The 24,731-nt window shown below is 44.2% G+C and carries 20 protein-coding genes and 2 tRNA genes; 1 reads left to right on the forward strand and 21 read right to left on the reverse strand.

Going from position 1 to position 24,731, the window contains the following annotated elements:
• Window positions 1–154 precede the first annotated feature (154 nt).
• From C505_RS0112320 to rlmE, 17 genes are all read right to left on the reverse strand, one after another.
• Window positions 155–1,363 carry a hypothetical protein gene (locus tag C505_RS0112320; protein WP_157369014.1) on the reverse strand — a complete coding sequence of 403 codons (1,209 nt, stop codon included), beginning with the start codon at window positions 1,361–1,363 and terminating at the stop codon, window positions 155–157.
• 37 nt (window positions 1,364–1,400) lie between these two features.
• Complete coding sequence (nlpI, locus tag C505_RS0112325) at window positions 1,401–2,279, reverse strand: lipoprotein NlpI (RefSeq protein ID WP_026317926.1); 879 nt, start codon at window positions 2,277–2,279, stop codon at window positions 1,401–1,403.
• A 193-nt stretch (window positions 2,280–2,472) separates the two neighbouring features.
• Complete coding sequence (gene pnp, locus C505_RS0112330) at window positions 2,473–4,599, reverse strand: polyribonucleotide nucleotidyltransferase (protein ID WP_026317927.1); 2,127 nt, start codon at window positions 4,597–4,599, stop codon at window positions 2,473–2,475.
• Window positions 4,600–4,924: 325 nt separating this feature from the next.
• Window positions 4,925–5,194, reverse strand: coding sequence for a 30S ribosomal protein S15 (rpsO, locus tag C505_RS0112340; RefSeq protein WP_018692923.1), 270 nt, complete (start codon window positions 5,192–5,194; stop codon window positions 4,925–4,927).
• A gap of 140 nt (window positions 5,195–5,334) precedes the next feature.
• Window positions 5,335–6,264, reverse strand: a complete 930-nt coding sequence (gene truB / locus C505_RS0112345) for a tRNA pseudouridine(55) synthase TruB (RefSeq protein WP_018692924.1) — start codon at window positions 6,262–6,264, stop codon at window positions 5,335–5,337.
• Between the two features lie 5 nt (window positions 6,265–6,269).
• Window positions 6,270–6,656: a 30S ribosome-binding factor RbfA gene (gene rbfA / locus C505_RS0112350; RefSeq protein WP_018692925.1), complete on the reverse strand. Its 387-nt coding sequence runs from the start codon at window positions 6,654–6,656 to the stop codon at window positions 6,270–6,272.
• A 147-nt stretch (window positions 6,657–6,803) separates the two neighbouring features.
• Window positions 6,804–9,530 (reverse strand): translation initiation factor IF-2, encoded by a 2,727-nt coding sequence (infB, locus tag C505_RS0112355; RefSeq protein WP_018692926.1) that lies wholly within the window; start codon window positions 9,528–9,530, stop codon window positions 6,804–6,806.
• 27 nt (window positions 9,531–9,557) lie between these two features.
• Window positions 9,558–11,057 (reverse strand): transcription termination factor NusA, encoded by a 1,500-nt coding sequence (gene nusA / locus C505_RS0112360; protein WP_018692927.1) that lies wholly within the window; start codon window positions 11,055–11,057, stop codon window positions 9,558–9,560.
• Window positions 11,058–11,093: 36 nt separating this feature from the next.
• Window positions 11,094–11,552 (reverse strand): ribosome maturation factor RimP, encoded by a 459-nt coding sequence (rimP, locus tag C505_RS0112365; RefSeq protein ID WP_026317928.1) that lies wholly within the window; start codon window positions 11,550–11,552, stop codon window positions 11,094–11,096.
• A gap of 147 nt (window positions 11,553–11,699) precedes the next feature.
• Window positions 11,700–11,776, reverse strand: a tRNA-Met gene (locus C505_RS0112370).
• 268 nt (window positions 11,777–12,044) lie between these two features.
• Window positions 12,045–12,131, reverse strand: a tRNA-Leu gene (locus tag C505_RS0112375).
• Window positions 12,132–12,138: 7 nt separating this feature from the next.
• On the reverse strand, window positions 12,139–12,483 hold the full coding sequence (secG, locus tag C505_RS0112380; protein ID WP_018692929.1) for a preprotein translocase subunit SecG: 345 nt from the start codon (window positions 12,481–12,483) through the stop codon (window positions 12,139–12,141).
• Between the two features lie 10 nt (window positions 12,484–12,493).
• Window positions 12,494–13,228 carry a triose-phosphate isomerase gene (gene tpiA, locus C505_RS0112385; RefSeq protein ID WP_018692930.1) on the reverse strand — a complete coding sequence of 245 codons (735 nt, stop codon included), beginning with the start codon at window positions 13,226–13,228 and terminating at the stop codon, window positions 12,494–12,496.
• A gap of 77 nt (window positions 13,229–13,305) precedes the next feature.
• Window positions 13,306–14,649: a phosphoglucosamine mutase gene (glmM, locus tag C505_RS0112390; RefSeq protein ID WP_018692931.1), complete on the reverse strand. Its 1,344-nt coding sequence runs from the start codon at window positions 14,647–14,649 to the stop codon at window positions 13,306–13,308.
• On the reverse strand, window positions 14,646–15,476 hold the full coding sequence (folP, locus tag C505_RS0112395) for a dihydropteroate synthase (RefSeq protein ID WP_026317929.1): 831 nt from the start codon (window positions 15,474–15,476) through the stop codon (window positions 14,646–14,648). Before folP ends, glmM begins: the two co-directional genes overlap by 4 nt.
• Window positions 15,477–15,579: 103 nt before the next feature.
• Window positions 15,580–17,508 carry an ATP-dependent zinc metalloprotease FtsH gene (gene ftsH, locus C505_RS0112400; protein WP_040439892.1) on the reverse strand — a complete coding sequence of 643 codons (1,929 nt, stop codon included), beginning with the start codon at window positions 17,506–17,508 and terminating at the stop codon, window positions 15,580–15,582.
• 47 nt (window positions 17,509–17,555) lie between these two features.
• The gene (rlmE, locus tag C505_RS0112405) at window positions 17,556–18,185 is read right to left on the reverse strand and encodes a 23S rRNA (uridine(2552)-2'-O)-methyltransferase RlmE (protein ID WP_018692934.1); all 630 of its coding nucleotides are present in this window, start codon (window positions 18,183–18,185) and stop codon (window positions 17,556–17,558) included.
• Between the two features lie 186 nt (window positions 18,186–18,371).
• Between rlmE and yhbY the strand changes: the two genes are divergently transcribed.
• Complete coding sequence (gene yhbY / locus C505_RS0112410) at window positions 18,372–18,668, forward strand: ribosome assembly RNA-binding protein YhbY (protein ID WP_018692935.1); 297 nt, start codon at window positions 18,372–18,374, stop codon at window positions 18,666–18,668.
• Between the two features lie 139 nt (window positions 18,669–18,807).
• On the opposite strand, the gene greA is transcribed toward yhbY, so the two are convergent.
• From greA to dapB, 4 genes are all read right to left on the reverse strand, one after another.
• Window positions 18,808–19,284 (reverse strand): transcription elongation factor GreA, encoded by a 477-nt coding sequence (gene greA / locus C505_RS0112415; protein WP_018692936.1) that lies wholly within the window; start codon window positions 19,282–19,284, stop codon window positions 18,808–18,810.
• A complete protein-coding gene (gene carB, locus C505_RS0112420) occupies window positions 19,281–22,502 on the reverse strand; it encodes a carbamoyl-phosphate synthase large subunit (protein WP_018692937.1) in 3,222 nt (1,073 codons plus the stop codon). Before carB ends, greA begins: the two co-directional genes overlap by 4 nt.
• A 21-nt stretch (window positions 22,503–22,523) precedes the next feature.
• Window positions 22,524–23,681, reverse strand: a complete 1,158-nt coding sequence (carA, locus tag C505_RS0112425; protein WP_026317930.1) for a glutamine-hydrolyzing carbamoyl-phosphate synthase small subunit — start codon at window positions 23,679–23,681, stop codon at window positions 22,524–22,526.
• Window positions 23,682–23,886: 205 nt separating this feature from the next.
• On the reverse strand, window positions 23,887–24,690 hold the full coding sequence (gene dapB, locus C505_RS0112430) for a 4-hydroxy-tetrahydrodipicolinate reductase (protein ID WP_026317931.1): 804 nt from the start codon (window positions 24,688–24,690) through the stop codon (window positions 23,887–23,889).
• Between the last annotated feature and the right edge of the window lie 41 nt (window positions 24,691–24,731).

A 24,731-nucleotide genomic window follows, 5' to 3' on the forward strand; every position in this document is an offset into this window, starting at 1 on the left:
ATGTGATTTAAGAGCACCCACTCCTAAATCGCTTTTTATTCAATCAATTCTACTCGAAAGTATGATCTAATTTTTCATTTTCGGTACAGAAAATTACCAAGTTTTTCCTCATACAATGGTAACGAAACAAAGTAATTTCGGGATGGAGCGGAGTTTATTGTGTTCTGCCGCGTTGGAAATATTCAAAAACACCTTGATTTTCAATCAGTACTTTTAACTGATTTTGAATTTGCAGCCCTGCTTCAGGATATTGCCTGAATAAAAAATAAGCTGAAAAACCATCACCTTGCATTGCACCTCGGTGATACCAGCGTTTCGCTTGCTGCGGATCATTCATATGATCCAAAAACCAATGACCAAATAGTGAATAAGCAGGTAAAAAATGTTGGTTTGTTGCGACTGTTAAAACGATTTGACGCTCTGATTGCGTCAAATAAGGGTGACTGAGAAGCAGTTGGAAAACTGGCAGGTATTGACGTGCAACTTCAAGCGCTTTATTCATGTCAACTGGCTGCAGCAAATCATAGGACTGCTGCCAATACCACACCCGGAACCTTGGTATATATTGTTGCTCATCATCCCAAATGCTTCGCCAGCGCTGGATTAATGAATTATCTGGTCCCAGTTCATGATGACGCATTAAGCCTTTTGGATAAATAGAATAAGCATTGACTTGCGTTCCCTGACAAGTTTCCACCAGTCTACCTTTGGTTGGTACAATAGGGCCTTGTTGGTAACGCCCCTGCTTGAGGCTAAATGAATTTCTTGCCCAATACTTTGGAATTGTATATACATTCTGGCTGATAAAACTTGGGTAATCTAAAGAACAATGGATACGCTGCTGGGTTGGCTTGAGTTTATATTCATCGATAAAACCAAACGAATGTGCTAGTTCATGAAGAAACACTTCGAACGTATCGGAATGATCCAAAAATGTTAGTCCAAGTGATGTATATGCAGTTCCTTCTGGTGTAATGACAAAAACCAATGTATCAGCAATTCCTTCAAAATAGTCGAAAGCTTTGACAGGACAACTCACCTTCCCCGCTTCCATCTGACAAGACTGTGCAAATTCTGGGTGCCACAATGGCAAACCAAAGCATGCAGGCAGCGTGGATAACATTGGATGTTCTTGCCACTTCTGTTGCCAGTCCAACCATTGTTGTGATGCCGATTGATTCATTACAATTGGCTGTAACTTTAACTGGCAGTGATCCGCAAATACACGACTGTGCGTCACTGGCTCAGAATGCGTCATCGCGGGTGAAGCAGAATCGATTGAAGGTTGAGAGTTGATTAAAGGATGAGCGCTATTTTGACTCAGTGAAGGTGGTTTGGATGGATGGGCGGGTTGTAAACCCAAAAGATACAACCCACATGCAAATATACAAAGAAGAGTTTTACTGAGCCAATGCACGATTCATTCGCTTCAGCTCCAGTTTTGCATATTTGTATTCTACAAATTCATGCACATTCATCGCGATAGTCATTTTGAAGAAATGCTCCGCTTGAAAACCCTTCCCTTCAAACTGATACTTCTTCGCTAAATAAAAATAAGCCTCACAAAGGCGCATAGCATATTCCGTATTATCTTTTGCATTAACAGATGCGCTTTCCAACAATGCCTGCTCAGAAATATCACCCATTAGCGCAAGAATAATGTAGTGCCCCCACTGCTCTTTGGCGACTTCCTGATAGTTCGTTCGAAGGTGGTTTAAAGCTTTCTGAGGGTCTTTTTTATGTTCACCTAAATAAAGCCATATTGCACGGTATGGGTCCGTGGGCTGATGGGACCAGAAAGTTTTAAAGTCGTCAACAGCAAGGGATGCACGTCCATCATAATACAAGGCAACACCACGATTTAAGTATGCGAATTCGTGTTCTTTGTTTAAATCAATCACCGCATCGAATGCGTCATAAGCGCGAATAAAACTCTCTTCTAGCGTGTAATACATCCCCATGAAGTTATAGGCTTCCACCAATTGTGGATAGAGGGATAGCGCCTTACCAAAGTCTAATTTTGCGAGCGTTCTTAAACCTAACGCGTCGTATCGAACACCACGCTCATAATAAACCTGTGCCTTTTGCTCTTTCGTAAGCTCTGCCTGATAAAGGATATCTGTGAGGCGAGAAACAAGCAGCTCATCTTTGTAACTAATGTCTATTGGTTTTGCCAAAGGAATATTTCTGTTCGACAAGCTTGGTTGTAAGCTCTGACAGCCGGATAAAGTAAGGATAAGTAAAGAAAGACCAAGTCCTAAGGTATATTTCATAGTCATTATGCCGTCATACTACATTTTAGAGTCAGTGTTTTAGAGTCAGTGTTTTAAAATCAGTGTTTTAATATCTTGTTCTAGAATCTGCGATTTTTTGCGTATACGTTTTTGAATCCGTCATTTAATCATAAAAAAGGGGGCTTTAGATAGCCCCCTTCTCTAACCTTAGATGAAATTTTCATCTTGCGTGGTAATTTTACTCGGCTTTTTCGCCTTCAGCTGGTGCTTCTGCTTTTTCAAGCGCTTCTTTCATGCTTAAGCGAACACGGCCTTGACGATCAATTTCAAGAACTTTCACCTTCACCATTTGACCAACTTCAAGGTGATCAGAAACGTTGTTGACACGCTCATTTGCAATTTGAGAAATGTGAACAAGGCCATCTTTACCAGGAAGAACGGTGACGAACGCACCGAAGTCAGCTAAACGCGCAACTTTACCTTCGTAGATCTTACCTACTTCGATTTCAGCGGTGATCAGTTCGATACGCTTCATTGCTTCTTTTGCTTTGAAGTTATCTGTTGCTGCGATCTTGACTGTACCGTCGTCTTCAATTTCGATGCTTGTTTCTGTTTCTTCTGTGATCTGACGGATTGTCGCGCCGCCTTTACCGATGACATCACGGATCTTATCCGGGTGGATCTTCATCTTATGAATACGCGGTGCAAATTCAGAAAGCTCTTCACGGTGGCCTTCAATTGCATCGTCCATCACATTCAGGATATGAAGACGTGCTGACTTTGCTTGTTCAAGCGCGATCTGCATGATCTCTTTCGTGATGCCTTCGATCTTGATATCCATCTGAAGTGCTGTCACACCTTCTGTTGTACCAGCAACTTTAAAGTCCATGTCACCCAAGTGATCTTCATCACCTAAGATGTCAGAAAGAACGACAAATTTCTCGTCTTCTTTCACAAGACCCATCGCAATACCAGCAACAGATGCTTTAATTGGTACCCCTGCATCCATCAATGCAAGCGATGTACCGCAAACAGAAGCCATAGAGCTTGAACCATTTGACTCTGTGATTTCAGAAACAACACGCACGGTGTACGGGAACTCTGAAATATCTGGCATCACTGCTTGCACACCACGCTTCGCCAAACGGCCGTGACCGATTTCACGACGCTTCGGAGAACCAACCATACCAGTCTCACCAACACAGTATGGAGGGAAGTTGTAATGAAGTAGGAAACGGCTCGTTGACTCACCCGTAAGCTCGTCAATGATTTGTGCGTCACGCTCTGTACCAAGTGTTGCAGTCACAAGCGCCTGTGTCTCTCCACGTGTAAACAATGAAGAACCATGAGTACGTGGTAGAACGCCAGTTAATACATTCAACGCACGAACCATCTCTGGATCACGGCCGTCGATACGTGGCTCACCATTGATGATACGTGCACGGACTGTGTTCTTTTCAACTTTGCTTAGGAAGCCTTGAACTTCTTGATCATTCAGCGCTTCATCTTCTGCAAGCTCAGCTGTGAGTGTATCCACAACTTCTGTCTTGATTGCACTGATTGCTTCACGGCGTTCTGTTTTTTCAGTAATACGGTATGCATCACCGATTTTCGCAGCAGAAAGTTCTTTGATTTTGCTTTCAAGCTCAGTGTTGACTTCTTCTGGCTGCCAGTCCCAAGCAGGTTTTGCTGCTTGACGCGCAAAATCATGGATGCTGTCAATGACTGTCTGCATTTGCTCGTGACCATAAACAACCGCACCAAGCATCATTTCTTCTGAAAGGACTTCAGCTTCTGACTCAACCATCAATACCGCATTTTGCGTGCCTGCAACAACAAGGTCTAGCTTACTTTGCTTCACTTCAGTTGTTGAAGGGTTCAATACATACTGGTCGTCAATCACACCAACACGAGCAGCACCAAGCGGCCCATTGAAAGGAATGCCAGAAATTGCCAACGCAGCAGATGTACCGATCATTGTGATGACATCAGGTTGGATCTCTGGGTTGACGGAAACAACCGTCGCGATAACTTGGACTTCGTTCTTAAATTGATCAGGGAAAAGTGGACGGATCGGGCGGTCAATCAGACGCGCGGTCAACGTTTCACCTTCTGATGGACGGCCTTCACGTTTGAAGAATCCACCTGGAATACGTCCAGCTGCGTAGGTTCTTTCCTGATAGTTCACTGTTAACGGAAAGAAGTCGATACCAGGTTTTGCTTCTTTCTGACCGACAACAGTGACCAGTACAGAAGTATCGCCCATACTTGCAAGTACGGCTGCATCAGCTTGACGCGCAATAACGCCCGTCTCTAGCGTGACGGTGTGTTGACCGTACTGGAATGATTTAATAATAGGATCCACTAGATTTTCCTTACTATTCACGACGTGCCTGATTGCACGCATTTTCTTTATCTTTTACTTACGACTGCCTAGTATAACGAATTGCTGGATTAAAGAAAGCAATCCAGATCCATTGTGCAGCCAATGCTATTTTTTCCAATCCATACACATAAATGAATATCTTCTTTAATGCTGACTCAGCCAAAATCTGGTTCTGGGGAAACGCATCAATTCGATGCGAAAAGCGCAAAGCTGAAAAAGGGTGGAAGAGGCAGTATGAAATGATATCAAGTGCTTATACAAATTGAAAAAGGGGCCAAAGGCCCCTCTAAAGTCTGGGTCGAAATTAACGACGTAGACCTAAACGCTGAATCAAAGAAGCGTAGCGAGAAACATCTTTACCTTTTAGGTAGTCAAGAAGTTTACGACGCTGGCTAACCATGCGTAGAAGACCACGACGTGAGTGATGATCTTTCTTGTGCTGAGCGAAGTGGCCTTGAAGGTGGTTGATTTGAGCTGTTAAAAGCGCAACCTGTACTTCTGGAGAACCAGTATCGCCTTCTTTGATTGCATATTCTTTAAGAATTTCTGCTTTCTTTTGCGTGCTTAGTGACATGAGATTACCTCTATCATTTTCAGTGTATGCTATTGCCGATCACTAATTCAGCAGTAGCGCGAAGCGGCATATTCTAACATGCCGCATATTGTTTACAATCTTTTTCGTCAATCCGCTATAGATGAACGCTGGACTGCCCGTTATTGTTCAATCTGAACAAGCCGTTTGGGCTTGACCTGTCCAGACTCAATACGTCCAATCCCTAAGAATTGTTGACTTGAATCATTCTGGATGCGAATGACATCAACATCGTCTAGTTCCGTCGCAACGGGGTTGCCATGACTCACTCGCTGACTGTCTTCCTCCGAGAGAAAAACAACTGGAAGATCTTGCAACGCCGTATCGATTGGCAGCATATGGTTATCCAAAGCGTCAAAATTCACTTCATCAGTTTCATTGTCAGGGAGAAGCTCTTCGAGTTGCTCAATTGTCAGCATCTGCTCTTTGCGAAAAGCACCGACTTCTGTTCGACGAAGGACTTTGACATGTGCTCCACATCCAAGGACTTCTCCAAGATCATCAATGATTGTTCGAATATAGGTTCCTTTACTGCAATGTACCAGTAAATCCACTTCATCTGCTTCAAAGCGTAATAGCTCAATGCTAAATACTTCGATATCACGGATCTTACGTGGAACTTCAATGCCCTCACGCGCATATTTATATAAAGGTTGTCCCTGATATTTTAGCGCAGAGTACATTGATGGCATTTGTTGTTGTTTGCCTCGGAATTGTTCAACCGCAGTATTCAGCTGTGTCTGAGAGACTTCAACCGGACGTTCCTGAATGACTTCACCATCTGCATCACTGGTTGTGGTCCGTTCCCCCAACTTACCCGTGACGAAATACTTTTTATCGGTATCCAACAAAAATTGAGAAAACTTGGTCGCTTCACCAAAACAAATCGGCAGCATACCTGTAGCCAATGGATCCAACGCACCTGTATGGCCAGCTTTTGCAGCTTGATAAAGACGTTTCACGCGTTGCAACGCATGATTGGAAGAAATCCCCAGCGGCTTATCAATTAAAACAATACCTGAAATATTACGACCTTTGGGACGACGCGCCATCTTACTTAGTCCTCTGACTCATCATTGCGCTTCTTTTTGTCTTCACGGATTGCTTCATCCACAAGACCGCTGATGCGCATCCCTTCAACCAAAGATTTATCCAAGAAAAATCTGATTTCCGGCATGATGCGAGCTTTAATACGTCCAGCTAAAAGCGTTCTGACATAAGGTGCCGCATCTTGCAATATTTTGATGGATGCATCGACTTTTTCGTCGTTGTTTTCAAAAATAGTCACGTGAACTTTTGCGACGGATAGATCTCGTGTTACATCAACACCTGAAACCGTTACCATGCCCAATCTTGGGTCTTTGATTTCGCGTTGCAAAATCACAGCAATTTCTCTTTGGATCTGCTGTGCAACACGGTCTGTACGAGAAAATTCTCTAGCCATTCGATTCCTCAATTCTTCAAGAAACTATTCAGCATGGTCCGGTCAAATGCCCAATAGTAACAGCATAAAAGGGGCACTTGGCCCCTTTTGTATTTACTCATCCAAACGTTCACATTCGCAAACGTTTGAATTCAATAGTACGTTGGATTAAATAGTACGTTGGATTTCAATCGTTTCGAAGACTTCAATCATATCGCCAACTTTGACGTCGTTGTAGTTCTTCACACCGATACCACATTCCATACCGTTACGAACTTCCATCGCATCATCTTTGAAGCGGCGGAGTGACTCTAGCTCACCTTCATAAATCACGATGTTGTCACGAAGGACACGGATTGGGCTATTACGCTTCACAATACCTTCGGTTACCATACAACCTGCAATGTTACCGAATTTCGGTGAACGGAAGACATCACGTACTTCTGCAAGACCGATGATTTCCTGCTTGTATTCAGGTGCAAGCATACCAGACATTGCTTGTTTGACTTCGTCAATCAAATCATAGATAACACTGTAGTAGCGCAAGTCAATGCTTTCGGATTCAATCACGCGGCGTGCTGTTGCGTCTGCACGGACGTTAAAGCCAACAACAATTGCATTTGAAGCTGCAGCAAGCATTGCGTCCGTCTCAGTGATACCACCAACACCAGTACCAATAATTTTGACTTTCACTTCTTCTGTCGATAGCTTCGTTAATGAGTCAGAAATAGCTTCTAGAGAGCCTTGAACGTCTGCTTTTAAGACAATATTCAGTTCAGAAACATCGCCTTCTGCCATATTGGCAAACATGTTCTCAAGTTTCGCTTTTTGCTGTCTCGCAAGCTTGATATCACGGAACTTACCCTGACGGTACAGAGCAACCTCACGCGCTTTGCGCTCATCTTTGACAACCGTTGCTTCTTCGCCAGAGTTTGGTACACCAGATAGACCTAAAATCTCAACTGGTATTGATGGGCCCGCTTCTTTGATTTCACGGCCAAGCTCGTCTTTCATGGCACGAATACGTCCGTATTCTAAGCCACATAAGACAATATCACCTTGTTGAATAGTCCCTTCTTGAACAAGGATACTTGCAACCGGCCCACGACCTTTGTCAAGACGTGACTCAATCACAACACCGCTTGCCATGCCTTCTTCCACCGCTTCAAGTTCAAGAAGTTCAGCTTGTAGAAGGAGCGCATCAAGAAGGCCATCAATGTTTTCACCGCTTTTCGCAGAAACATGAACAAACTGCGTATCACCACCCCACTCTTCTGAGATGACGTCGTGCTGGGACAATTCGTTTTTCACACGATCCGGATCAGCTTCCGGCTTATCGATTTTGTTGACTGCAACGACGATTGGCACTTCAGCAACTTTAGCGTGCTGGATTGCTTCGATTGTCTGTGGCATGACACCATCATCTGCCGCAACAACAAGAACAACGATATCCGTCACTTTTGCACCACGTGCACGCATGGATGTGAACGCTGCGTGACCTGGTGTATCAAGGAATGTGATCATGCCACGGTCTGTTTCAACGTGATATGCACCGATATGCTGCGTAATGCCACCTGCTTCACCAGAAGCAACCTTCGCTTTACGAATGCTGTCGAGAAGAGATGTCTTACCATGGTCAACATGACCCATAACCGTGACTACTGGTGCACGCGGTTTCGCTTCTTGGTCTGCATCACTACGATCTGCCAATACACTTTCTTCGAGTGCATTTTCTTTCACGATGTTAAATTTAAAGCCCATCTCTTCACAGACAAGTGATGCTGTTTCTGAGTCTAGGACTTGATTAATCGTGACCATCTCGCCCATTTTCATCAGGGTTTTGATGAGTTGGCCTGACTTGACTGCCATTTTATTTGCAAGCTCAGCAACCGTGACTGTTTCGCCCAAACGAACAGTACGCTCAACAGGTGTTGCAGGCTTGTTGAAGCCATGCTGTAAACTCGTCGGCGCTTTTAATTTGGAACGCTTATTGCGCGACAAATCTTCTGCTTCTGTTTCTTTCTTGCCTTTCTTCTTGGCTTTCTTGCCTTTCTTCGCTGCACCACCACTACGACGTGCGCGACGTTCTTCTTTCAAATCCTGCTCATCTTCTGCATCTTGTGCATATTTTGATGAATGGATATGAACTTCTTCCTCTTCTGAGGAACGACGGCGGTTTTCTTCTTCCGCCCAACGAGCCTCATTTTCAGAAGCTAGACGACGTGCTTCTTCTAACATTCTTTTCTCTTCTTCTGCTTTGCGCTCAGCTTCAGCTTCCTGTTGCTTTTTCAACAACTCTTGCTCTAATAAACGCTCTTCTTCAGACTTCGCATCTGGCGTATTCTCGTCAGATACCTGGGATGCATCATCGCGCTTTGCGTCTGTCGCTTGGCGCTGTGCTTCTTCATTCGCTTTGCGATCTGCTTCTTCTTTTGCTTTACGCTCAGCTTCTTCCTTGGCTTTACGGTCAGCTTCTTCCTTAGCCTTACGCGCAGCTTCTTCCTTCACGATACGCTCTGCTTCCTCTTTCGCTTGACGTTCTGCTTCTTCTTGCGCTAAACGCTCTTCTTCCTCGCGTTTTGCTTCATCCACAGCAGTTTTCTTGACGTAAGTCTTCTTTTTACGAACTTCGACCTGAACAGACTTTTCCTTTCCTCCTGAGCCTGTAATGCTCAGTGTACTTTTCGTCTTGCGCTTCAGTGTCATGCGGCTTGGCTCTGATGTGCCAGTTCCGCCATGAGAACGGTTTAAATAATCAAGCAACGTGGATTTTTCATCCTCTGTTACAAGATCATCGGAATTTTTCGTAATCCCAGCTTCAGCAAATTGCTGAACCAGACGTTCTACACTCGTACCAACGTCGTTGGCTAGTTTTTCGATATGTACTTCAGCCATGGTGACTCGTTACCCCCGTTGATCCTGTTATTCATCGTTGTCTTCATTAAACCAGCAGATGTTTCGTGCAGCCATAATCAGCTCACCTGCCTGTTCCTCTGTCAAATCTTCAATACTCGACAAATCATCAACGCCCTGCTCTGCCAGATCTTCCAGAGAACTAATTCCCTTGCTCGCAAGCTGATAAGCAATGTGCTTGTCCATACCTTTAAGAGCAAGAAGTTCTTCGCTTGGTTGTACGCCTTCTAAAGATTCTTCAGAAGCCAGTGCTTTCGTGGTCAATGCCGCTTTAGCACGTGAACGAAGCTCTTCAACCATATCTTCTTCTAAACCATCAATTGAGAGGAGATCGCTCATTGGAACGTAAGCAATTTCTTCAAGGCTTGAGAAGCCTTCATCAATTAATACCATTGCAAAATCTTCGTCAATATCGAGATTGCTGGTAAATAGGTTCACAATTTTGCTTGATTCTTCCTGATGCTTCGCAGTCATGTCTTCAACCGTCATGACATTGAGCTCCCACCCCGTCAATTGGCTTGCAAGTCGGACATTCTGTCCACTCCGTCCAATTGCCTGGGCCAAGTTGCTCGAATCAACCGCAATATCCATCGTCTTCACATCTTCATCCATGACAATCGATGCAACTTCAGCTGGAGCCATTGCGTTAATGACAAATTGCGCAGGATTATCGTCAAACAAAACAATATCAATTCGCTCACCACCAAGCTCGCCAGAAACAGCCTGAACCCGTGCGCCACGCATACCAACACAAGCGCCAACAGGGTCAATTCTTTTATCGTTTGTCTTTACAGCAATCTTGGCTCTTGAGCCAGGATCTCGTGCAGCACCTTTGACTTCTATCAGTTCTTCACCGATTTCTGGCACTTCAACTTTAAAAAGTTCAATCAACATTTGCGGATGGGAGCGACTGATAAATAGCTGACTACCACGTGCTTCTGGCTTGACTGCATGTAACAAACCTCTGACGCGGTCGCCCGGGCGGAAGTTTTCACGAGGTAGCATATCGTCACGATACATAATTGCTTCAGCATTGTTACCAAGATCGAGTACAACACTATCCCGGTTCATCTTCTTCACAACACCTGTGATGAGCTCGCCAACTTGATCCATAAACTGCTCAACAACCTGAGCGCGCTCTGCTTCGCGGACCTTTTGGACAATCACCTGTTTTGCCGTTTGAGTCGTGATACGGTCAAATGTGATGGATTCAATCTGCTCTTCAACATAATCACCAAGCTGTAGCTCAGGGTCATCATACTGCGCAGCAGAGATTGTAATTTCACGAAATGGATTTTCAATCAGGTCATCTTCCACAATCACCCAGCGGCGGAAAGTGTCAAAATCACCCGTTTTATGGTCGATAGAAATGCGGACATCAATATCGCCTTCATATTTTTTCTTGGTCGCAGTTGCTAACGCAATTTCTAATGCTTCAAAAATTTTTTCGCGCGGTACTGATTTTTCATTTGATACCGCCTCAACGACTAGGAGTACTTCTTTTGCCATACCGTGATGCCTCGCTATTCTGCCCTCTTGGGTGGCCTATTTTTTGAAATTTGGAACTAGATTTGCTTTTTCAACGTTGCCTAACATCAGCATGAATTCGGTTCCGTCAACGTCGATGACCAGCATGTCATTCTCGACACGCTTTAATTCACCTTTGAATTTACGACGTCCATCCTGAGGCATATTTAATCGAAGTGAAATTTCTTCTCCAACGACCGCTTCATAATGAGTTTGCTTGAATAACGGTCTGTCCATTCCTGGAGATGAAACTTCCAATGTATACTCTGTACTAATTGGATCTTCAACATCCAAAACCGCACTGACTTGATGGCTAACCACTGCACAATCATCAACATTGATGCCATTCTCATGATCGATATACAGGCGCAACGTTGATTGTTTCGCACGAATAAATTCAATACCAAGCAGCTCAAAGCCTTCCGCTTCAACCGCAGGGGTTAACATTTCAGTTAATTGATCTTCTAACTTAGCCAAGACAAAGTCTCCAAAACAAAAAAAGGGCACAATAGCCCATTTGATCTCCAGAGCGGATTTCAGATAGCAAAAAGCCCCGACAAGCGGGGCTTACTTCGAACAACCATTTTATCTTATCAGGACTTGCCTTGAAGAGATAAATAATACTGGTTGCGGGGGCCGGATTTGAACCGACGACCTTCGGGTTATGAGCCCGACGAGCTACCAGGCTGCTCCACCCCGCGCTTGCTGCCGCAGATTATAATGCGACCAAAAAAAACAATCAATAACGAAATTTGTCTTTATGGACGACATACCCCGTTCATTTCTCTATTGTTTTATTTCCTTCAACTGGAGGAAAAATAAAACACTCAGAGAGATATCCAAATTCCAAATGGGTTGCATATCATAAAGCATTCATCTGGATTCTACAAACCCAAATGACTCTGTCAGCCAAAATATAATTTTTATTTTTACTTTCAGAGAAAAAGCACCAAATTTGGCACTCTAATTTGGTGCCGAGAGCGGGACTTGAACCCGCACGCCTGTTTAGGCACTACCCCCTCAAGATAGCGTGTCTACCAATTCCACCATCTCGGCAAATCTTTTAGTTTTCTGGTGGTAAATTCTCAACTGGTTTCTTCTCCTCAGCAGGTACTGTTGCTGGAGCTGAATCCGTTGCTAAATTTTCCCACTCATTTGTCTGCTTTGTCGAGTTTGCAGTCATAGACCCTAAAACAAGACATAAGACAAAAAATATCGTAGCCAGTATCGCAGTGATCTTTGTCATTGCATTTCCGGAACCAGATGAGCCAAACAAAGTAGCCGATGCACCTGCGCCGAATGATGCCCCCATATCAGACCCTTTACCTTGCTGAATGAGAATCAATGCGATCAAAGCAATAGCGACTAAGACAAAGGCGATCAATAGTATTTCCTGTAAAATACCCATTTTGTTTCTCCTAGACGCTGATACAAATTTTATGGAAATCTTCTGGTTTTAAGCTTGCGCCACCAACAAGACCACCGTCAATATCCTTCTGCTCAAAAAGTTCTGAGCAATTATCTGCGTTAACACTACCGCCGTATAATAATGAGATTTGGCTTGCAGCATTAGAATTTGACTCAGCAATATATGCTCTTATTGCTTGATGGACATCCTGCGCTTGTGCAGGTGTAGCCGTCTTTCCTGTACCAATTGCCCAAATAGGTTCGTAAGCAATGATAACTTTTGTTAACGCGTCAGTACCGATTTTTTCGATAACTGTTGAAATCTGTTTCTTAACAACATGAAATGTTTCGCCAGCTTCTCTTTGCTCGTCAGTTTCACCAACACAAAGAACCGGCATAAGATTGTTGTTAATTGCGCTCTGAACTTTGTCAGCAACAAGCTGATCGGACTCACCGTACAGTGCTCTTCGCTCTGAATGGCCAATGATCACATAAGAAACTTGAAGCTCTTTCAACATATCTGATGATACTTCGCCAGTATATGCACCTTGAGCATGCTCTGACATATTCTGTGCACCTAGCTTAATTTGCTCATCCCAATTGCTACCAAGCAGCGTAAAAGGAGGACAAACTATAACTTTTGTATCACCCTGATAGTTTGCAAAGGTCTGATTGAAGGCAGAGACTAAATCTCGATGACCATTCATTTTCCAGTTAGCGATAACGTATCGCGTTCTAACAGACATTGACTTCTCCTGTTCAAGGCGGGCGAGATACTATATTAACTCACCCAAATATACAAGGGACTTTTTTACTTTTTTAATCAACCGGCTAATTTCTCGACGAAATCGGCAATTTCTTGCGCAAAGTGTGTTGTTTTCATTTTATCTTCAGCTTCAACCATGACACGAATAACTGGCTCTGTACCAGAAGGACGTAATAAGACACGCCCCGCTCCTGCAAGTTTATCCTCGACTTGTTTCACCAGTGATTGCAAAGCCTCATTTTCCAATAATTCGTTCTTATTTTGAGAAACCCGAACATTGATCATCGTTTGGGGAAACATATTCATATCACTGAGCAATGTTTCAAGCCCTTGTTGATGGCGAACCATGATTTCCAGGATCTGGACCGCAGAAATCACACCATCACCTGTCGTTGTATGGAGTAAGTTAATTAAATGACCTGAGCTTTCTCCACCAATATGCCAGCCCTGTTGTCTCAGTAGCTCAAGTACATATCGATCTCCGACTTTACTGCGAAGAAAATCGATACCACGCTGTTTTAAAGCGACTTCGAGGCCCATGTTACTCATTTGCGTACCAACGACACCACCTGCAAAACCAGGCTGCGCTGCATTGTGACAGGCCAGGATATACAACAACTGGTCTCCATCGACTGCTTGACCATTTCGATCAACCATCATCAAACGATCACCATCACCATCCAGCGCAATACCAACATCAGCTTCATACTTGATAACTGCGTTCTGCAATGCATCAAGGTGAGTCGCACCGCATTCTCGATTGATATTTAATCCATCAGGTTCACAAGCGATAGAGATGACATCAGCCCCTAATTCCTGAAACACATTCGGTGCAATATGGTAAGTTGCGCCATTTGCACAATCGACAACAATTTTTAATCCGCTGAGGGATAGGTCGTAGGGTAATTGCCTTTTGCAGAATTCAATATATCGACCCGCAGCATCAGCAATCCGGTACGCTTTTCCAAGATTTGCAGAATCAACACAAGTCATCTCTTTATCGAGTTCAGCTTCAATCGCAAGTTCGACTTCATCAGCGAGTTTCGTCCCGTCGCTAGAAAAGAACTTGATGCCATTATCATGATAAGGATTATGGGAAGCACTAATGACAATCCCTGCTTCTGCACGGAATGTTTGTGTTAAATAAGCAACACCTGGCGTCGGCATTGGTCCCATTAGCCCAACATCAAGGCCAGCCGCAATTAAGCCTGACTCGAGAGCGGTCTCTAACATATATCCAGAAATACGTGTATCTTTTCCAATTAGAACCTTTCTGGTTCCCTTTGTAGAGAGAACACGTCCAGCAGCCCAGCCTAACCTCAGGGCGAACTCAGGAGTAATTGGATATTGCCCTACCAGTCCTCGAACGCCATCAGTTCCAAAATATTTTCGTACAGTCACTGATCCACCCCATATTTTGTGGCGCGCCATACTGCTAACGCTTGTTTTGTTTCTTTAACATCATGAACTCTGAGAATCTGAGCGCCTTGCTGAGCAGCAAGCAACGCACCAGCCACACTACCAATCAATCGTTCATTTACATCCACTTGCAATAGACTTCCTATCATACTCTTTCTGGAGAGTCCGACAAGAATTGGGCACTTCAAACGTGAAAAATTGGATAGTTTTCTGAGTAGTTCATAATTGTGAGATAAGGTTTTACCAAACCCAAACCCTGGATCGAGAATCAAATTCGAATTTGGAATGCCTGCTTTAAAGCATGCTGAAATTCGTTCTTCAAAAAATGCGATAACCTCAGATTGAATATCTTGATAAGTTGGTGCATCTTGCATCGTTTTTGGTTGACCTTGCATATGCATCAGACACACTGGTACGTTTAATTTCGCAGCAGCTTCTAATGCGCCTTCTTCTTGCAGAGCTCGAACATCATTAATCAAACAAGCCCCTGCCGCGATAGATTCGTGCATGACTTGTGGTTTACTGGTATCAATTGAAATCAAGCACTGAAATTCTCGATGAACAGCTTCAATGATTGGAATAACCCGGGATAATTCCTCGTCAGCAGACACAAAATCGGCACCAGGCCTTGTGGACTCTCCACCAATATCAATCATATCAGCGCCTGATTGGAGCATTGTTTCTGCTTGTCTTAAAGCATGACCGATTGAGTGAAATTGACCACCATCTGAAAAAGAGTCTGGTGTGACATTTAAAATCCCCATAATCTTGGGTTCTGAAAGATCCAAATCGTGGGATCTAAATTTCATATTATTTTTCTCTGTAAAAAAACCCCGCTGATAAGCGGGGCTTCATTTTATTCACAGGCATATCTTTTAAAAGAACAGAGATGCCTAGCCCGATTTGGGCATATTAATGTGCTGCTGAATTATCCGGTTTGATGTATGGCTGAGACGTTGCCTCACCTTCACCAGAACCCGGCTTGTTATCATCGGAAGCATCATCCTTTCTTTCCCAGTCCGAAGGTGGGCGTACTTCTTTTCTTTCCATCAGATCATCAATCTGGAAGCGATCAATAGTCTCGTACTTCATCAGCGCATCTTTCATGGAATGAAGGATATCCATATTTTCAAGTAAGAGATCTTTCGCACGATCGTAATTACGGTCAATGAGTAACCTCACCTCAGCGTCAATATCACGTGCCGTTTCGTCTGACATATGTGATGATTTCGCTGAACTGCGTCCAAGGAAGACTTCTCCTTCCTCTTCAGCATAAAGTAGTGGCCCCATCTTTTCTGAAAGTCCCCACTGAGTCACCATTTTCTTCGCAATATCAGTCGCTCTTTCGATATCATTCGATGCACCAGTGGTCACCTTTTCCTCTCCATAAATGATTTCTTCAGCGAGACGACCACCAAATAGGCTTGAAATCATACTTTCAAGATGCTGTTTACTGTGACTGACACGATCTTGCTCTGGCAGATACATGGTGACACCAAGTGCACGGCCTCGAGGAATGATCGATACCTTGTAGACTGGATCATGCTCAGGAACTAATCGACCAACAATCGCATGGCCCGCTTCGTGATAAGCAGTCATTTCTTTCTCGCTTTCACTCATGACCATTGATTTACGCTCAGAGCCCATCAAGATTTTATCTTTGGCTTTATCAAATTGTTCCATGCTCACCACACGGCTGTTTGCACGTGCAGCAAATAATGCAGCTTCATTGACTAAGTTTGCCAAGTCTGCACCAGAGAAACCTGGCGTTCCACGTGCGATAAGCGAAGCTTCAACATTTTCGCCAAGTGGAACTTTGCGCATATGTACTTTCAAGATTTGCTCTCGACCACGAACATCTGGTAATCCGACAACAACCTGGCGGTCAAAACGTCCTGGGCGAAGTAATGCAGGGTCAAGTACATCTGGTCGGTTTGTTGCAGCAATGACAATGATGCCTTCGTTACCTTCAAAACCATCCATTTCTACAAGCATTTGGTTGAGCGTTTGTTCACGTTCATCATGACCGCCGCCTAGTCCAGCACCACGCTGGCGACCCACTGCGTCAATTTCATCGATGAAGATGATACAAGGTGCAGCTTTCTTCGCTTGTTCGAACATATCACGAACACGCGATGCACCAACACCCACAAACATTTCAACAAAGTCTGAACCAGAAATGGTAAAGAATGGTACTTTCGCCTCACCAGCAATGGCTTTTGCCAATAGAGTTTTACCTGTACCCGGTGGACCAACCATTAAGACACCTTTCGGGATCTTTCCGCCCAATCTTTGGAACTTGGAAGGATCACGAAGATAATCGACAAGCTCAGAAACTTCTTCTTTTGCTTCATCACAACCAGCAACATCAGAGAATGTTGTTTTAACCTGGTCTTCGTTGAGTAAACGTGCACGACTTTTGCCAAAGGACATGGCACCCTTACCACCGCCACCTTGCATCTGTCGCATGAAGAAAATCCAGACGCCAATTAAGAGAAGCATCGGGAACCAGGAAATAAAAATCGATGTCAGAATACTTTGCTCTTCTGGTGGCTCACCCACCATTTCAACTTCATTTTTTAACAGGAAGTCGATCAAGTTTTGATCATGGATGCCCGGGATGACTGTTTTGAATGAATCACCATTCTTTTTCTCACCGCGGATCACACCATCGCGTTCAATTCTGACCTGTTTGATCTCGCCGTTTCTCACTTCAGTGTTAAACTGCGTGTAATTCATGTTATCCCGCGAAGGATCACTCGTGTTGAGACTTTGGAAAAAGGCCATGATTGCCACTGCAACCACCAACCAAATTACCAGATTCTTTGCCATGTCGCTCAAGCTAATAACCTCGCTCGTCTATTAATCCATGCTAAAGGGTAAATTTACTATAGTTTGTAGCCTGTCGCTACTAAATATACTTCTCTTGACCGTGCTCGTGATGAATCCGGCTTTCTTGTACGGATCGTTTTAAAGGCAGATTTCACATCTTTAAAGAATTGATCAAATCCTTCCCCTTGAAATACCTTCACCACAAAAGTGCCACCTGGTTTTAAAACCTGATGACACATGTCTAATGCAAGCTCGACCAAATACATTGAGCGGGGTTGATCAACATTATCATTCCCACTCATGTTTGGTGCCATATCAGACAATACAATATCAACACTTTTTTCACCAACACGCTCTAAGAGGGCGTTGAGAACAGCTTCCTCACGGAAATCACCTTGAAGAAAGTCAACACCTGCGATTGGGTCCATTGGAAGGATATCACAACCAATCACCTGTCCTTTTTGACCAACCTGTTCAACGGCAAATTGAGACCATCCCCCAGGAGCGGCCCCTAAATCAACGACTGTCATCCCTGGACGCATTATTTTGTCTTTGTTTTGGATCTCTTCCAATTTAAACACAGCACGCGATCGAAGTCCTTTTCGTTGCGCTGCTTGTACGTATTTATCGTCGAAATGTTCTTTTAACCACCGTTTACTACTGGCCGAGCGGCTTTTTTTTGCCATAATTTATCATTCTTTATTCTGTCTATCTTGATGTAAAGCAGGTCGTTTTTTTCAATAGCGATTGCTTCAATCAATATCAACGCCTCCCAGACAAAGCAAAGAGTCGCTGCGTTACGATTAGTAATACTTTCTAAATGGCGTTAGAATACGCCTAATTCAAGTTTTTTTATCAAGAATTTTTACGAAATGAACCTATCGAATAAACAAAAGCAGTATTTAAAACAGTTAGCGCATGATCTCAAGCCTGTTGTTCTTCTTGGTCAGCATGGCTTAACTGAAGGCGTTTTATCTGAAATTGAATTGGCACTTGATCATCACGAGTTGATTAAAGTCAAAGCTCCTTCTGAAGATCGTGAACTGAAACAGCAAGTATTTGAAGCAATCGTTCGCGAAACGAACGCAACGAAAGTCCAAACAATTGGCCATATCATTGTGCTTTATCGCCCTACCGATGATAAGAAAATTCAATTACCGAAAAAGTAATCACTCAGACACTCACCTGAGAGACTTTACAAATCAATAAAAAAAGCTGCAAACGCAGCTTTTTTTGATCTTGCCCTAGAGCCAACCACCCTTTCGAAAGCAGCCACCTGTAGCAACATGTATGGAAGATAAACTGACCTTAGATATATTCAACTTCTGTGATCTCGTATTCAATCGTTCCAGAAGGTGTATCAATATAAACGACATCATCAAGCTCCTTTCCAATAAGACCACGTGCAACAGGTGAGTTCACTGAAACAAGATTTTCTTTAATATCTGCTTCATCATCTCCCACAATCTTGTATTGCACTTCCTTATCTTCTTCAACGTTGAGTACTGTCACTGTTGCTCCAAAAATCACTCGGCCATTATTTTGCATCTTCGTGATATCAATGATTTGCGCTAGCGACAGCTTTGCTTCGATCTCCTGAATACGCCCTTCACAAAATCCTTGTTGCTCTCGGGCAGCATGGTATTCTGCGTTTTCTTTCAGATCTCCATGCTCTCTCGCTTCTGCTATCGCCTCAATGATTTCTGGACGACGGACTGTTTTCAGATGGTTCAGTTCCTGACGGAGCATTTCTGCTCCGCGGACTGTCATCGGTATCTGATTCATTGAATAATTCTCTTATGTAATTCTTGCACTGAACTCACACGACTTCTGTCATCTGCTTCATGTGCTCGACAGGTCGCGAAAGCGGCATTCAATGTCGTCGTATAATTTGTCTTATACTGCAAGGCACCCCGTCTTAATACTTTGGAATCTTCAATCGCTTGGCGGCCTTCCGTTGTATTGACGATATAGCTATATTCACCGTTTTTGATCCGATCAAGGATATGAGGGCGTCCTTCATAGACCTTATTGACTGTACGACAATCAATGCCTGCTGAGGTTAATGCTTCTGCTGTACCACGGGTTGCATCAATCTCATATCCTAAGTCTACCATTTGACGGGCCAACTCGACTACACGTTGTTTATCGATATTTCTCACGGAAATCAACGCACGCCCACCACGTGGTAAAACATTATTCGCCCCTAGCTGTCCTTTGGCATAAGCTTCAGGGAAGGTTTCACCAACACCCATAACCTCGCCTGTTGAGCGCATTTCTGGGCCAAGAATTGGGTCAACACCGATAAATTTATTAAACGGCATGACAACTTCTTTAATGGAGTAATAACTTGGAATCACCTCGCGCGTGATGCCCTGCTCTTCCAGAGATTGGCCAGCCATCACACGCGCTGCAACTTTTGCAAGTGGCACGCTTGTGACCTTGGAGACGAAAGGTACTGTACGTGCAGCACGCGGGTTGACCTCAATGATATAGATCTGACCTTCTTTGACCGCGAATTGCGTGTTCATCAAACCAACAACTCCGAGTTCCAGTGCCATTTTGCGAACTTGTTCTCTCATCCTATCCTGAACTTCCTGGCCAAGCGTATATGGTGGTAATGAACATGCTGAATCACCTGAGTGAATACCCGCTTGCTCAATATGTTCCATAATGCCGCCAATCACGACATTCGTACCATCACAAATCGCATCAATATCAACTTCAATCGCGTTATCGAGGAACTTGTCCAGAAGCACTGGTGCTTCGTTCGATACAGAAACTGCTTCGTTCATGTAACGACGTAAATCGTTCTCATCATAGACAATTTCCATTGCTCGACCACCGAGAACATAAGATGGACGAACGACCATTGGGTAGGTGATCTCTTTCGCTTTGATCACCGCCTCTTCAACGGAAGTCACTGTTGCATTGGGTGGCTGTTTGATACCAAGCAGTTTCACTAACTGCTGGAAACGCTCACGGTCTTCTGCACGGTCAATCGCATCCGGAGAAGTACCAATAATTGGCACTCCATTTGCCTCCAGCGCTCTTGCAAGCTTCAATGGTGTTTGACCACCATATTGAACGATGACACCTTCTGGGTTTTCTAGTCGAACTATCTCTAGAACGTCTTCTAATGTGATCGGTTCGAAATAGAGACGATCTGACGTATCATAATCCGTAGAAACAGTCTCTGGGTTACAATTCACCATAATGGTTTCGTAACCGTCATCACGCAATGCTAATGCCGCATGAACACAGCAATAATCGAACTCAATCCCTTGACCGATACGGTTTGGTCCACCACCTAAAACAATGATTTTCTTTTTATCAGAAGGTTGGGCTTCACACTCTTCATCATATGTGGAGTACATATACGCTGTGTCAGAAGAGAACTCAGCCGCACACGTATCAACCCGTTTGTAGACTGGGAAAATTTCCATCTGGTGACGTTTGCGGCGTACTTCGGATTCGCTTACACCAAGAACAGTCGCCAGTCGCGCGTCCGAAAATCCTTTTCGTTTCAATTGACGTAACAGTTCATCTGTCAACCCAGCCATTCCAGACTGCACGATTTGCTTTTCAGTGAGTACTAAATCTTCAATTTGTACAAGGAACCAAGGATCGATCTTTGTAAACTCGAAAACTTCCTCAACCGTCATACCCAGGCGAAAGGCATCTGCAACATACCAAATCCGTTGTGAACCAGGCTCTTTTAACTCATGGATCAGTTTTTCTTTTGCTTCTGCATCTTCCAAATCAAGGAGTGGATCAAAACCTGTTGCACCAACTTCCAAGCCACGCAATGCTTTTTGCAGAGACTCTTGCTGGTTGCGGCCAATCGCCATGACTTCACCAACTGACTTCATCTGTGTCGTTAGGCGATCATTACATCCTGAGAACTTTTCAAAATTAAACCTTGGGATCTTAGTCACTACGTAGTCGATACTTGGCTCGAAAGAAGCCGGAGTATGACCACCAGTAATATCATTGGAAAGTTCATCAAGCGTATAACCAACCGCTAATTTTGCAGCTATCTTGGCAATTGGAAAACCTGTTGCTTTCGATGCAAGAGCCGATGAGCGTGAAACACGAGGGTTCATCTCGATGATGACCATACGACCTGTCTCAGGACAAACACCAAACTGAACATTCGAGCCACCGGTTTCTACCCCGATCTCACGGAGGACAGCCATCGATGCATTTCGCATCAATTGGTATTCTTTATCTGTGAGTGTTTGTGCTGGTGCAACAGTGATTGAGTCACCCGTATGAACACCCATTGGATCAATGTTTTCAATCGCACAAACAATGATACAGTTGTCGCTCTTATCACGAACGACTTCCATTTCATATTCTTTCCAGCCGATCAGGGATTCATCAATCAACAGCTCGTTTGTTGGTGATAAATCAAGACCTCGCAGACAGATTTCTTCAAATTCTTCTTTGTTGTAAGCAATACCACCGCCGGATCCACCCATGGTAAATGAAGGGCGGATAATACATGGGAAACCGATGCGCGTGAGCACGTCCAAGGCTTCATCCATGGAGTGCGCGGTTTCTGCGCGTGGCGTTTCAAGGCCAATGGATTTCATTGCCTTATCGAAGCGCTCACGATCTTCTGCTTTATCGATTGCGTCTGCTGTTGCACCAATCATTTCGACGCCGAACTTTTCAAGCACGCCGTGTTTTTCCAGATCAAGTGCGCAGTTCAAGGCGGTCTGGCCACCCATTGTTGGTAGGACGGCATCAGGCTGTTCTTTTTCGATGATTTTCGAGACTACTTCCCAGTGAATCGGCTCGATATAAGTTGCATCAGCCATTTCCGGATCAGTCATGATTGTTGCTGGGTTCGAGTTGACCAGGATCACTCTGTAACCTTCTTCACGAAGTGCTTTACAAGCTTGCGCACCGGAGTAATCAAATTCACAGGCTTGTCCAATCACGATTGGACCTGCACCTAAGATGAGAATGCTTTGTATATCTTGACGCTTTGGCATGGTGTGATTTAATCCTCTGGCTTATCGCTTTTGTTGCATCAGTTCAATAAAGTGATCGAAAAGTGGTGCCGCATCATGTGGGCCTGGGCTTGCCTCAGGGTGTCCCTGGAAGCTAAATGCTGGCTTCTCAGTATGGTGGATCCCTTGGAGTGAACCATCAAATAATGAGACATGGGTCGCTTTTAAGTGTGACGGCAGGGATGTTTCGTCCGCTGCAAAGCCATGGTTTTGGCTGGTGATCATGACACAGTTGTTTTCCAAGTCTTTCACTGGATGGTTCGCACCATGGTGACCGAATTTCATTTTCATCGTCGTCGCACCACTTGCCAAAGCCAATAACTGGTGGCCAAGGCAGATACCAAAGGTTGGGAGCCCCACTTCTAAGAATTTGCGAATTGCATTGATGGCATAGTCACACGGCTCAGGATCACCAGGACCATTGGATAGGAACACACCATCTGGATTCATTTTTAAGACTTCTTCAGCAGATGTTTGCGCAGGAACAACTGTCAATCGACAACCGCGATCAACCAGCATTCTTAAGATGTTGCGTTTTACGCCGAAGTCATATGCGACAACATGAAACTGTGCGTCTTCTTTCGCAAGGATTGAAAATCCTTCACCTAAACGCCAAGAACCTTCCAGCCAATCGTAGGTTTCTTGTGTTGAAACCACTTTCGCCAAATCCATCCCTTTAAGTCCTGGGAAACCTTTCGCGCTTTCAAGTGCCTTTGCTTCAAAGTCTTCACTTGCAGATGCATCAATCGAGCTTTCTTTTGCAATAATGCAGCCATTCATGGCGCCTTTTTCACGGAGCAAACGAGTCAATTTACGTGTATCGATATCTGCAATGCCGATGATTTGATTTCGTTGAAGGTATTCTGAAAGAGATGCTTGACTACGGAAGTTAGAAGAAATGAGGGGAAGATCACGGATAATGAGGCCTTTGGACCATATTTTTCCGGACTCTTCATCTTCTGGATTCGTTCCCGTATTTCCAATATGAGGATAGGTTAAGGTCACGATCTGTTCTGCATACGAGGGATCGGTTAAAATTTCCTGATACCCCGTCATCGAGGTGTTAAAGACGACTTCCCCGACAGTGACGCCCGTTGCGCCAATTGAAGTACCCCGGAACACTGTTCCGTCTTCAAGGACTAAAATAGCCGATTTACTCAAGTTCTCCTCCTAGACAGAAAAAAACGGGAAAAACTCGAAGTTTTACTCCCGCTTACAATACTAAAAACATGCGCATTACCATTTGGCAAATTGCAAGGATTCTACCTAAGATCGAACATTGTGGCTACTTTTTTCTTTATTTTTTATGCAAATTGCTCTTTTTTAAATAAAAACACCCATTTTAACCAGATTCTAAGCAAAGTAGCTATAATTCGAAGATATCTTCCATTTTGTAAAATCCCTTTGGCTGCTGCACCAGCCATAATGCTGCATCCAGCGCTCCTCGTGCAAAGGTATCGCGGCTGTGTGCACGGTGTGTCAGTTCCAATCGCTCACCGATATCACCAAACATCACCGTATGATCGCCCGTGATATCTCCGGCTCTCACCGTCGCAAAGCCGATGGTTTCTCTATCACGCTCTTCGGTGATCCCTTCTCGACCATAAATCGCATGTTTATTTAAGTCCCGGTCAAGGGCTTTTGCAATGACTTCACCTATTTTCACAGCTGTTCCAGATGGCGAATCTTTCTTAAAGCGGTGATGAGCTTCAATGACTTCGATATCAGATTGCTGACCAATTGCCTTAGCAGCAATGTCGACCAGTTTAAAGAGCAAGTTGACGCCCTTAGACATATTGGCTGAGAACAACAACGGGATATCCTCCCCTGCTTGCTCAAGTGCTGCGAGTGTTTCTACATTAACACCTGTTGTGCCAACAACCATTGGGATTTTATACTGGCGACACCAAGCTAAGTGTTTCACCATCCCTTCGGGTAGCGTGAAATCAATCACGATATCGACAGCCTCAGGATCCAGCTGGTCGGTGACACCACAATTGAGTGCGCCAACACCAGCCATCTCGCCTGCATCCATCCCAATAAAGTTATTCCCTGGTCGCACATAAGCGCCTGCAAGCTGAAGTTGATCGGCTTCTGCAATCATTGAAATCAAAGAACGACCCATACGGCCATTCGCACCAAAAATTCCGACTCGAAGTTGTTTGTTCATAAGGTTTCTAATCTGTGGGAGGGGATAAGCCATCCCCTCAA

Origin of the sequence: Algicola sagamiensis DSM 14643, from assembly GCF_000374485.1 — a bacterium.
Classification (GTDB): Bacteria; Pseudomonadota; Gammaproteobacteria; order Enterobacterales; family Alteromonadaceae; genus Algicola; species Algicola sagamiensis.